At 43.6% G+C, this 11,497-nt stretch carries 6 protein-coding genes, 2 tRNA genes, 2 rRNA genes and 1 riboswitch; of the genes, 6 read left to right on the top strand and 4 right to left on the bottom strand.

What is annotated here, in order from left to right; genetic code table 11:
• The 5 genes from J2Z66_RS09625 to J2Z66_RS09605 form a co-directional block, all read left to right on the top strand.
• Positions 1-1,461, top strand: a 23S ribosomal RNA gene (locus tag J2Z66_RS09625); the annotation flags it as partial.
• A 120-nt stretch (positions 1,462-1,581) separates the two neighbouring features.
• A 5S ribosomal RNA gene (rrf, locus tag J2Z66_RS09620) occupies positions 1,582-1,698 on the top strand.
• A gap of 40 nt (positions 1,699-1,738) precedes the next feature.
• A tRNA-Met gene (locus J2Z66_RS09615) sits at positions 1,739-1,815 on the top strand.
• 30 nt (positions 1,816-1,845) lie between these two features.
• Positions 1,846-1,918: transfer RNA gene (locus J2Z66_RS09610), tRNA-Lys, on the top strand.
• A 733-nt stretch (positions 1,919-2,651) separates the two neighbouring features.
• On the top strand, positions 2,652-4,826 hold the full coding sequence (locus J2Z66_RS09605) for a right-handed parallel beta-helix repeat-containing protein (protein WP_209971168.1): 2,175 nt from the start codon (positions 2,652-2,654) through the stop codon (positions 4,824-4,826).
• Positions 4,827-5,004: 178 nt separating this feature from the next.
• Here J2Z66_RS09605 and J2Z66_RS09600 read toward each other — a convergent pair whose 3' ends face one another.
• The 4 genes from J2Z66_RS09600 to J2Z66_RS09585 are packed head-to-tail and all read right to left on the bottom strand — an operon-like array spanning position 5,005 to position 10,509.
• The gene (locus tag J2Z66_RS09600) at positions 5,005-6,648 is read right to left on the bottom strand and encodes a thiamine pyrophosphate-binding protein (RefSeq protein ID WP_209971167.1); all 1,644 of its coding nucleotides are present in this window, start codon (positions 6,646-6,648) and stop codon (positions 5,005-5,007) included.
• A complete protein-coding gene (locus J2Z66_RS09595; protein WP_209971166.1) occupies positions 6,645-8,447 on the bottom strand; it encodes a GAF domain-containing sensor histidine kinase in 1,803 nt (600 codons plus the stop codon). Before J2Z66_RS09595 ends, J2Z66_RS09600 begins: the two co-directional genes overlap by 4 nt.
• A gap of 59 nt (positions 8,448-8,506) precedes the next feature.
• Entirely contained in the window at positions 8,507-9,400 is an 894-nt protein-coding gene (locus J2Z66_RS09590) for a diguanylate cyclase (protein ID WP_209971165.1), read from the bottom strand.
• Complete coding sequence (locus tag J2Z66_RS09585; RefSeq protein WP_209971164.1) at positions 9,397-10,509, bottom strand: HD-GYP domain-containing protein; 1,113 nt, start codon at positions 10,507-10,509, stop codon at positions 9,397-9,399. Before J2Z66_RS09585 ends, J2Z66_RS09590 begins: the two co-directional genes overlap by 4 nt.
• Positions 10,510-10,818: 309 nt before the next feature.
• A riboswitch (cyclic di-GMP riboswitch) is annotated at positions 10,819-10,908 on the top strand.
• Between the two features lie 28 nt (positions 10,909-10,936).
• Here J2Z66_RS09585 and J2Z66_RS09580 point away from each other — a divergent pair.
• Positions 10,937-11,116, top strand: a complete 180-nt coding sequence (locus tag J2Z66_RS09580) for an anti-repressor SinI family protein (protein ID WP_209971163.1) — start codon at positions 10,937-10,939, stop codon at positions 11,114-11,116.
• Positions 11,117-11,497 lie beyond the last annotated feature (381 nt).

Here is an 11,497-nt window from a genome sequence, read left to right as displayed (position 1 = left end):
ATGGAGTGACGCAGAAGGATAGTGACGCGAGCTGATGGATGCTCGTCCAAGCAGTGAGGCTGATGTGTAGGCAAATCCGCACATCGTGAAGGCTGGGCTGTGATGGGGAGGGAAAATTGCAGTACCGAAGGTCATGAGTTCAAGCTGCCAAGAAAAGCTTCTAGCCAGGCGAAGGTGCCCGTACCGCAAACCGACACAGGTGGGTGGGAAGAGAATTCTAAGGCGCGCGGAAGAACTCTCGTTAAGGAACTCGGCAAAATGACCCCGTAACTTCGGGAGAAGGGGTGCCTCGGTAGGGTGAATAGCCCGAGGGGGCCGCAGTGAAAAGGCCCAAGCGACTGTTTAGCAAAAACACAGGTCTGTGCGAAGCCGCAAGGCGAAGTATACGGGCTGACGCCTGCCCGGTGCTGGAAGGTTAAGAGGAGTGGTCAGGGCGTAAGCCTGAAGCTATGAATTGAAGCCCCAGTAAACGGCGGCCGTAACTATAACGGTCCTAAGGTAGCGAAATTCCTTGTCAGGTAAATTCTGACCCGCACGAATGGCGTAACGACTTGGGCGCTGTCTCAACGAGAGATCCGGTGAAATTTTAATACCTGTGAAGATGCAGGTTACCCGCGACAAGACGGAAAGACCCCATGGAGCTTTACTGCAGCTTGATATTGGACCCCGGTACGATCTGTACAGGATAGGTGGGAGCCGTTGAAGCCTGAGCGCCAGCTTAGGTGGAGGCAACGTTGGGATACCACCCTGATCGTATCTAGGTTCTAACCCGCTACCGTGATCCGGTAGGGGAACAGTGTCAGGTGGGCAGTTTGACTGGGGCGGTCGCCTCCTAAAGAGTAACGGAGGCGTCTAAAGGTTCCCTCAGAATGGTTGGAAATCATTCGAAGAGTGCAAAGGCAGAAGGGAGCTTGACTGCGAGACCAACAAGTCGAGCAGGGACGAAAGTCGGGCTTAGTGATCCGGTGGTACCGAATGGAAGGGCCATCGCTCAACGGATAAAAGCTACCCTGGGGATAACAGGCTTATCTCCCCCAAGAGTCCACATCGACGGGGAGGTTTGGCACCTCGATGTCGGCTCATCGCATCCTGGGGCTGAAGTAGGTCCCAAGGGTTGGGCTGTTCGCCCATTAAAGCGGTACGCGAGCTGGGTTCAGAACGTCGTGAGACAGTTCGGTCCCTATCTGTCGTGGGCGTAGGAAATTTGAAGAGGAGCTGTCCTTAGTACGAGAGGACCGGGATGGACGTACCGCTGGTGTACCAGTTGTCTCGCCAGAGGCATAGCTGGGTAGCTATGTACGGAAGGGATAAGCGCTGAAAGCATCTAAGCGCGAAGCCCCCCTCAAGATGAGATTTCCCAGTATGTAAGACCCCTTGTAGACGACGAGGTTGATAGGTTCGAGGTGGAAGTGCAGCAATGCATGCAGCTGACGAATACTAATCGGTCGAGGGCTTAACCACACATGTAAGACCAAGGCTGCCATGTACATGGTATGCCGGGTTTCAATCAATCGTTCGTTTCGCTGCTAGTTTTCAGGGAATAACATTTCCTGTATGAAGCTTCTTAACCGAAGCTTACCGTTTGGTGATGATGGCGGAGGGGAGCCACGCGTTCCCATCTCGAACACGACCGTTAAGCCCTCCAGCGTCGATGGTACTTGAACCGCAGGGTTCTGGGAGAGTAGAACGTTGCCAAGCGGACCTATTTTATAGGTCTATATTAAAGATTTTTTAATGACGCGGGGTGGAGCAGCCCGGTAGCTCGTCGGGCTCATAACCCGAAGGCCGCAGGTTCAAATCCTGCCCCCGCAACCAATTTTATAAAGAAAAAATGAATTTAAATGCAGGTCCGTAGCTCAGTTGGTAGAGCAGTTGACTCTTAATCATCTGGTCGCGGGTTCGAATCCCACCGGGCCTATATAATTAGAAAAACCACTTACTTTTGTAAGTGGTTTTTTTTGTAGTGTGTTCTTGCCAAGCTAAACTGGTGGAGAAATCCTGAGATTGATGTGCTAGAAATAAGGTGTCATATAGACAGCTTAACTCCAAATGCTAAAAATAGGAATTCAGAGAGGAGTCGGAGTGACGACGTATCCAATGAAGTTAGGACAACAAAAACTTTACTTTGTTCAAGCAAGAAGCGAAGGTTAACTCATCCTCTACGAATGGATTTATAGAGGTGTATATGGTAATAATTTAAAGAATATTTTGAAAAATTAAGGCGGTTGAGGCGTTCATGGGATAACCAGTTGAGTTATTTTCACACAGAATCTACTGCGAATTTTTGAATTATTTCAATAAGTTTTCATATGAATAATTTCATCATCTCCGTATGAGAGTTTATGTGGTGTACAAATGGACATAATACTGTAATATAAGGGGATAAACCTTCTTTTACATAGCTGCTGATATACCACCCTAAGATGAGACAAAAGAGAAAACTTAAATATATATTTTAAACCTACAAATTGTGACATAATATTCCATTATTTTATTGTAATATATGATATCATATTTTATATTGAGAGGTGAATAGATGGACAATTTTATAGATTATGTCGAATAATAGAGGGCAAGAATCTGAGCAGTTAATTCACATGAACATAACCAAACTAAAAAATCGTGTATGTAAAGAGGAGTAATTTTATATTATGAAAAAAAAATATCTTACTTTATTTTCCGTTTTATTAGCAATTCCTTTTATTCTATTCTTTCAAAAAAGTGATTTTCAATCTACTATTAAAAATATGATTCAATTTAATGGGGCTAAGGCTGCTGCTGCTGCCAGTTCGGTTTATCAATTAATCCCTGCAGATTGGGGAGTTCACAATGATGGAACCCATCCTGCGGAGACGACAAAGGGTCTGAACGACGCACTGAAGTGGGCGCATGATAATGGAAAAACGACTTTTAAAGTACCAGCAGGTACTTACATGATCTCTAAAGGAACTGGATCCGGCAATGACAAAAATGACCGCATTCATATGGTTAGCGACATGACATTTATCCTTGACGATAAGGCCATTATTCAAAAAGAACCAAATGGATATCCCTACTATGTGACGCTATTTGTTGGTGTCGGTGTAAAAAACGTGATGATTAAGGGCGGAACGTACCTCGGTGACAGAGATACGCATGATTACTCTAGTGGGGGCACTCATGAAGGAGGCTATGGAATACTAACAGCCGGTGCCTTTAATGTGACAATTGATGGTATAAAAACTGAAAAGTTTACAGGTGACGGCATCTGCATTGGTGGAAGTGGTGCCTATGGACAGGGTATATATAAAGACAATTTTGAATCTGGCGGCATCAACGAAGAAGGAAAGCTTGTTTCAGATTCGTCTAAAATCAGAACAAAACAAAGTTGGAAAATTTCCGATCCCACATTTGATTTTACAGGTGCTCTAATTATCGATAATGGACAGAAGCTTTCGAATATATTCGATATTCACTTCTATAAAGCAGACGGAAAATTCCTCTCTAGTGCAAAGAACCAAAGGCAGAATGTGTATATTCCGATTCCGACTGGAGCCGATTCTATTCGACTTGTTTTTGTCGGAACCATTCAACAAGGTAACTATGTGGAGCTTTGGAACAGAGTGCAATCGAAAGACATTATTATTCAAAATTCGGAGTCATCCTTCAACCGCAGACAAGGGTTAACGATTGGCGGGGCTAAAAATGTTGTAGTCCAAAATAATAGTTTCCATGATATTGGCGGTATTGGCGGTGTTGCACCCATGGCTGGAATTGATGTAGAAGGCGGAGCTGGTGAAAACGGATATATAAATAGTGAAATCGTCATTAGAAACAACAAATTTTATAATAATAGTAAATACGATCTTATATTTTACGACGGTCATGACGGTATTGCTGAAGGCAACCATTTTGCCTCCAAAGGTGCAATCGGGTTGGCAATTTCATCCCCATTTACTAATTCATTAATTAAGGATAACCACTTCGATGGTTCGGGTATCAATGCTAGTCACGATGCAACTTTTATAAATAATAGGATGGATAATTCAATTACGCTCTTTGTAGGCCCCAACTTGAAAATTGATGGTATGATATTTACAGATTCTATGTTTAGAATTTCGAGTAATAAAGCCTTTGGTGTCGAAGCTTCTAATATAACAATTTATAATAATAATAAATCACATTCTGGAATGACCTTGGATGGACAACCCGTTCACTTAAAAAATATCACTATTATTGGTGAACCGCTTTTGCGTGCATTAGGAGGAAGTGTGGCAGATGGCAGCATTTTCGATAATTTAAAAGTCATTGGCTATAACGCTAAATATAACTTATCAGTTCCGAGAGGAACCTATAATAATTGTGTGTTCGAAGCTTCTCAAAGTGGAGTAGGTGAAGTCGCTGCCATTACTTCAGGCAAATTCGAATTTAATGGATGTAAATTCAAAACTAAAGGAACTGGATTAGCCATTACACATGCCGACGCCGACGTCACTGTTAAAAATTCAAACTTCGAAGTCTTAGGAAATGCTTCAGCAATTCATATTAATGCAGCAAAGAAGATATATATTGAAAACAACACAATCACAGCCAATAATATAACTAATGCCAGCACAGAAATTATTAGATTCAATAACATTCTGGACAAGGATAAACCTTTTGATATTCTAAGTGCTATTATCAGAGGCAATATCATTACTACTAACATAGCAGCAAAAGGGATCTCAACCTTATACGGAGGTAAAGGGGCTCCTAAGTATGAGATCAAAAACAACAAGCTATACAATGCCAAATTACAATTAAAAGCAGATGAAATAAATATCAACAATCAGGAATTAACGAAATAAAATAAATAATATAAATCTGAAGTCAAAAATTAATATGCTTTCCTGAATGAAAAATAGGCTACCGAAGTATGGTAGCCTATTTGATACTGATTGCTATAATATCATTCAAACATGTCCAGCATTTTCATGAAGGATTATCGAGTTCTGAATACAAACATGCTGCTCTGATATTTAACAACTAATAAGTCGCACCCTCCAAAAACTTCACACGCTCGCCCATTGGAGGCACCTCGTTTCCATCTACTATAACTTCAACGATGATGGGTTCTTGCAAACTCAACCATTCCCGCATATGATGGGGCTGAAGATTAGCTAGAGAGTGCACTTGAACAGTGCGCAGACCAAGGCAGGCTGCAGCAGCTGCAATATCAACTCTAGGCTGCGAGAAATCATCCAGGCAGCGCTTGTACTGCAGCATGTGTCCATGATAGACCATACCCAAACGGGCGTTGTTTATGATTACAAAAACAATCGGAAGGCCATACTGCTTGGCAGTAAGTACTTCAAATCCGTGCATAAAGAAGCAGCCGTCTCCGGTAATGCATACGGTTGGACGGGTTGGATCGGCTAGTTTAGCTCCAATTACACCGCCAATGCCTGAACCCATAGCCCCAAAGTTTATGTCAATATCGAAACGCTGGTCGGCCGTAATGCACAAATTCTGGATGGAATAAGTCATGAATTCACCGATATCGATATAAAAGCGTGTATCGGGTGCTGCACACGCCCCAATCTGGCGGATTGCGGTCATCGTATTCCACTCCTCCGAGTCTGCCTCAATAGGGAGGGGTTTTCTGACAGGTGCAGCTTCAGGAGAAGGGGAGGATTGCCAGGGAAGTCCCGCCAGAAGCCGGTCCAATACCATCAAGGCATCACCTCGTACAGCAACGTCCGGTATGTAGGTTTTACCGAATTCATTGACATCAATATCTACTTGAATCAGCTTTACACTTTCCTGCAGCCTACTTTCCCAATTGCTTGTGGCCAGTTCGCCCAGGCTCGAGCCAATAACTAATAAAAGCTCATGATCGTTACTGTTCAGCTTGTTAATCGCTTGAGTATTCCCGGATAAGCCATAGACACCTAGAGATAAAGGATGGTCTTCAGGGAAAACTCCTTTTCCACGCGGTGTTGTTGCTACCTGCCAGCCCGTACGCTCAGCGAAGCGGACAACTGCCGACCTCGCTGACTTGGCTCCATGGCCAAGCAACAGGCAGCCACGCGGACCGGCTGCTGCGATTAGATCCATGGCCTTCAGTAGAGCAGTTTCGTCTAGTTCGATAGACCTAGGCTTAATCCATAGAGGGAGAGAGGGGTTTCCAATTTCTGTCATTTGTATATTTATAGGAATGGCTATATGAACGGGACCTGGGACACCGCTTGTTGCTGTATATAAGGCTTCAGCCAATAGATTCGGCAAGCTTTCGGCATCAAGCGCTAGGGAGCTCGTTTTCGTGATCGGCTCAAAGAGCGGATCAGCAGCAAGCTCCTGTGCTCCGCCTTTTCCGAGCTTTGTAGAGGGGACAGAGCCGGTGATAAACAGTACCGGCAGCTTCTCCTTCCAAGCGTTGGCAGCCGCAGAAATCAGGTTTGTCGCCCCTGGTCCGCTAGAACCGACGCAAACCGAAGGAGTACCAGTAATTCGTGTATAAGCGGTGGCCATATACCCCGCTGTTGTCTCATGCTTCGCTACAATCGGACGAAGCTCAGGCATGTCCAACAGCGTATCGTACAGCGCATTAATCGAGCCAGCAGGTATACCAAAAATATGGCGGACACCGCGTTCAACAAGCAACTGCAACCCTATTTCTATGGCTCTCATAGGCCTGCCTCCTTTGTCGGTATCGTAAATTTAAAAGTAGTGCCCTGACCTTCCTGAGTTTCGAACGAGATGCGTCCACCATGCAGCTCAACCAACTGCTTAGAGATGGCAAGTCCCAAGCCGGTCCCGTTCATCTGATTGTTAACTTGAAAAAATTTAACGAAAACATGTTTTGTTTTCTCGAAGGGTATGCCTATGCCGCTATCCTCAACCTCAATACTCAAATTTCCGTCTTCCACCTGACTTCTTATCGTAATGCTTCCCCCTTCAGGGGTGAATTTATTGGCGTTGGACATTAGATTAAGCAGCACCTGAAGAACTCGCTGGCGGTCTACATTGAACCTGATATTGGGGTCGCTTTCCACAATAAAGGTTTGACGTTTTTTGTCCATCAGCGGACCAAGAATACGAGCAGCTTCGCTGATTACTTCATCAATGACGGTCTCTTCGCGCGAAAGATCAAAGCGACCGTTTTCCAATTTTGTGAAATCAAGGAATTCATTCACCTGGTTCAATAACCGTTCGATAGCTTTATTTAAGGTCTCGATCAAATCAACCTGGGCTTCACTGAGTGCGCCTAATATGCCCCTTTTTAAAATATCTACGGAGCCTTTGATGGCTGTAATTGGTGTTCGCAGTTCGTGCGATAGGGAAGAAATAAAATCATTTTTAAGCTCATTTAAATAACGAAGCTCTTTAACAAGCTCCTCAAGCTTTAGATTGGCATGTTCCAGCTCTGCCGTGCTTTCTTTGACAGCACTGTCCAAATTCTCGGCGTAAATGGCGTTGGAAAGCGCAGTAGCGGTCACATCGGCAATCGATTGGCAGAATTCAATTTGGCTTTCTGAATAAGTCGTGGGCTTATGCATAGAAGGAATAGCCACGACGCCAAGCACCATCCCTTTGGCAAGTAAAGGCACAGCGAGCAGGCTGTGAATATCGAACGCGCGGCACGCCTCATGATTAGGACGTGGGTCGGCGTATACATCTGGAATGGCCACAGCCTTCTTGTTTCTTACAACCTCACTGAATAACAAATCATTGTCAATACTAAGGCGAATTTCTTGATCCTTATGTTTATTTTTCCATTCATCCTCCGTGATTTGACTCTGGGACGAAAGATGATAAGGCTTTAGGATCCGTTCCTTCTCGTTATATAAATGGATTCCGACATCCTGTAAATTAGCCGCCTTACCCATGTAATAAAAGCAAGCATTCAGTACGTCGTTTGTGGACAGAGATTTGGACAGTACATTCGTCGCATCAAGGAGCAGCTGCTGTTTGCTAAGCAGTTCATTCGTTTGCCGGAACATCTGAATATTGTGGATAGCAACGCTAACCATGTTGACGAATGCTTCGGCCACTTCAATCTGCTCTTCCGTTAAGTTCATCGGCTTGCCGAAATCATGAATGAAAACAAGGCCAAATATGTCATCATCCACCAAAACCGGAATACCGAGCAGTGACTTGATTTTAAGGATTTCGACCTTGTTTTTGTCGGCGCGCAAATCCTTGCTTGTATCCGCGATATATCCTTTAGTCCGGCTTAGGCATATGCCTTTGGCAAATAAATCTTCGTTAGGATCAATAACAAGCTTTGTGATATCGATCGGCATTTTGTTGCCGGCAACTCCAAGAAACTTGCCATCCGGCTGCTTCATGAAGAAACCAACCAGATCCGCTTCGGCGATTTCACTGGCTACCGCTTCCACTAACAGCTGCAAAATTTCCTCCAGTTCAAAACGGGAATTGATCATTTTCGTCATATGAAACAATTTCTTCATGCTCTTCAATTCCATTTAATAGTCCCTCCAATTTATGTGAAAAAATGGGATGAATAGGTTGTGAATGCAAATTTCTATTCGTTGGATATTTGGTTGCGGCCGGAATGCTTGGCTTTAAACAAGGCATAATCCGCACGGGATAACAGGATTTCAAGGGGCTGTTCCTTTGTAACCTGAAACAGACCGATGCTGACTGTTATTGAAAACATACTTTTGACCTCCGGCTCAAACGATAAGGCCGATATAGCGGTTCGAATAGATTCTGCCACAGTGCCGCTGCGTTCTCCACTTTCACTAAACAGCACCAGAAACTCATCTCCGCCGTAGCGGATTACAATATCCGTCCTTGGATCAGTGGCAGCGCTGATAATCCTCGCTACACTTTCCAATACGGTATCTCCGTAGAGATGGCCATAAACATCGTTAATTTCTTTAAACCGGTCAATATCAAGCATCATAACCGTCTGAAAGCGGATAAGCCCTTCCTCATGCTTTCTCATCACATTAGATAAATAAAAGCGGTTAAACAGTCCGGTTAACCCATCCTTAAAGGCCATCGATTCGAGTCTGATATTATCTTTCCGCAGGGAGACAAGCTTCTTCCGGTACTGGAGTGCGAGGGCGACTTTTTTCTCTAGCAGATCGAGGTCGAACGGCTTGGTCAAATAATCATGCGCGCCTACATGAAGCCCGCGTAAAACATCTTCCTTTTGTACTTTAGCAGAAAGAAAGATGATTGGAATGTCAAAATCCGGACGTTCATTCAATTGCCTGCATACCTCGAACCCTGAAATATCGGGCATCATTACGTCAAGCAGGATCAGATCGGGTGCTACTTGATCGATCATCTCCAAAGCCTCTGACCCGCATACGGCTTCATAGACGGTATAATGCAAGGATTTAAGAAAAATTCGTAAAATATCCATATTATGGGGTTCGTCATCCACTACAACTAGACGTTCATTCATTCACTAATCCTCCTTTCGGCTGTAAGTGGAGAATTTATCAAATTGCTTTGTTCTTCAATGATCTCTAAAAATATAGCTGTCAATTGTTCGTCAAACTGCTTGCCTGCGTATAACTGCATTTGCTCCTTCACCTTTTCCAGAGGCATTGATTCCTGGTAGACCCGATGAGAGGTCATAGCATCAAAAGCATCAGCAATCGTTACAATTCTTACCCATAATGGAATGGAGTCACCAGATAAGCCATCGGGATACCCTGTGCCGTCCAAACGCTCATGGTGCCATCTGGCCACGGGAAGGGCATAATCAATTTCAGGCAGCCCCTTTAGCAGCTCATAGCCAATAGTAGGGTGCTTGCGGATAATTTCAAACTCCAGCTCCGTCAACCGGCCAGGCTTGAACAAAATGGAATCGGGAATGCCGATTTTCCCTACATCATGTAATAGCGCGGACATTTTCAACTGCTCTAGTTGCTCATCGTCAAGTCCGATCCGTGCTCCTAGCAGTGTTGAATAGAAAGCTACGTTATAGCTATGATTTATGGTATAGAGATCTTTCATTCTGAGCGTGTTGAAAATGTTCTCGTATGCCTGCTGCTGCACAATATGCTTGCGAAACTGGATTTTTTCCACCAAATGCTTCATGTGCTTGCTAATAAAGCGGCATATTTGGAGCTTTCCTTCATCCAATTGCACGGCGTTGTGGGAGATCAACAGTAGAACTCCGTTAGTTAGCTTGTTTTTCAGGCTAAATGCATAGATGGTCTTGAATCCCAGAGATAGAAAGGTAAGCCGGATCGGATCAGGAACCGTCCCATCCTCGTGATCATCGCGGAATATAATCCGGCATTCGCTTTCACCGGTCCATTTCGTAAAATAGCGGCTTTCCTCTTCCATGATACGTATCGTAGTAAGTGCCGCTTGCGATAAACTAATCGTATGAAGCACGGTCTTTGCTTGTTCTCCCTCTCGGTGCTCCCGATTCTCCTCGGTCAGCATAACACAGAGATGGTCGCATTCCAGTGCTTTTTTTACGTAGTCTTTTAGGTGGGCTAAAGCTTCTACTACGGAGTCTCCGTCCAGTATATTTCGGTAAAGCTCAGATCCGAGCATAAAGAGTTTCCCTTTCAGCGATATGTCTTATTAGAATCAACCGGAATAATAAGGGAGTTCTCCATATCCCTAGCAGAATCCTTTTTTTTGCGGAAAGATTGTCTAAAATGATCGAAATACAGAGGTTAAAGTTTTTGTTCATAAAATGTTTAGTCGAACCCGCTATAATAAAATATTTTTATTAAAAAGCTTGTGATCTACCCGCTCAAATGCATATGTTAAAAAAATACATAAACCTACAACATGATTCGACATACTTTTCGAGTCTGTCTTAGTAAGATATGGAATGAAAGTATTATTCCATGTTATCCCAGATAACGGCTAACTTATCTGAAAAGTGAGGACGCAAAGTTACAGGTCTAAGGTGAACAAATTTACTAGGATGGCTGTGCTGCCTGGAGAGCATTTCTGGGAGGAATTATTAGTAATGATTAAGAATGAGTTAGCCAATGTGGAAATCGATGACGAATGGGAAGAGCTTATTTGGAAAGCTCGGAAGATGGGAATTACGATTGAGGAGGTAAGGCAGTTCTTCCAGGAGCAGAAGAACAGAGCGTTTAAAGAACTGCAATTGGAAAAAGGGGGGTATGGAAGCCGCGAGAGATAAGTAGAAATGATGCAAAAACAAAGGAAAGGGGGGACCTTTAAGGCAGATTAGACCATATGGAAATGGAATTTAGAATATGATGGGAAATTGTCACATATTTTTGCGTTGACATGTTCACTATAAAGAACTAATATAAGGATATGAACAATATTCAACTCAAGTAAATAAGTGAAATGCAAAATTACTAATTTTTTTTGCCCCATCGTTCTTTATAAAGAATTAATGTGAGTTTAAAGAGAATATGATTTTAATAGTATAGTGGTTCTAAAGCTAGTGGTGTTTTGCCTATTAGAGTTTGCAATACGTTCATAAAACATACCTCCTTGATTCAAGCATAAATATGCTGAATGAAAGAAAAGGGAGAGAGGATTTTTTGGAGGA

Source organism: Paenibacillus eucommiae, assembly GCF_017874215.1.
GTDB classification, from domain to species: domain Bacteria; phylum Bacillota; class Bacilli; order Paenibacillales; family NBRC-103111; genus Paenibacillus_AI; species Paenibacillus_AI eucommiae.
The sequence above is the reverse complement of the archived record's forward strand: the minus strand, read 5'-3'. Positions and strand labels throughout refer to the sequence as shown.

Coding starts and splice junctions, on each gene's coding strand:
- J2Z66_RS09600 (WP_209971167.1), bottom strand. CDS start 6,648: ATGAGAGCCATAGAAATAGGGTTGCAGTTGCTTGTTGAACGCGGTGTC.
- J2Z66_RS09590 (WP_209971165.1), bottom strand. CDS start 9,400: ATGAATGAACGTCTAGTTGTAGTGGATGACGAACCCCATAATATGGAT.
- J2Z66_RS09595 (WP_209971166.1), bottom strand. CDS start 8,447: ATGGAATTGAAGAGCATGAAGAAATTGTTTCATATGACGAAAATGATC.
- J2Z66_RS09585 (WP_209971164.1), bottom strand. CDS start 10,509: ATGCTCGGATCTGAGCTTTACCGAAATATACTGGACGGAGACTCCGTA.
- J2Z66_RS09580 (WP_209971163.1), top strand. CDS start 10,937: ATGATTAAGAATGAGTTAGCCAATGTGGAAATCGATGACGAATGGGAA.
- J2Z66_RS09605 (WP_209971168.1), top strand. CDS start 2,652: ATGAAAAAAAAATATCTTACTTTATTTTCCGTTTTATTAGCAATTCCT.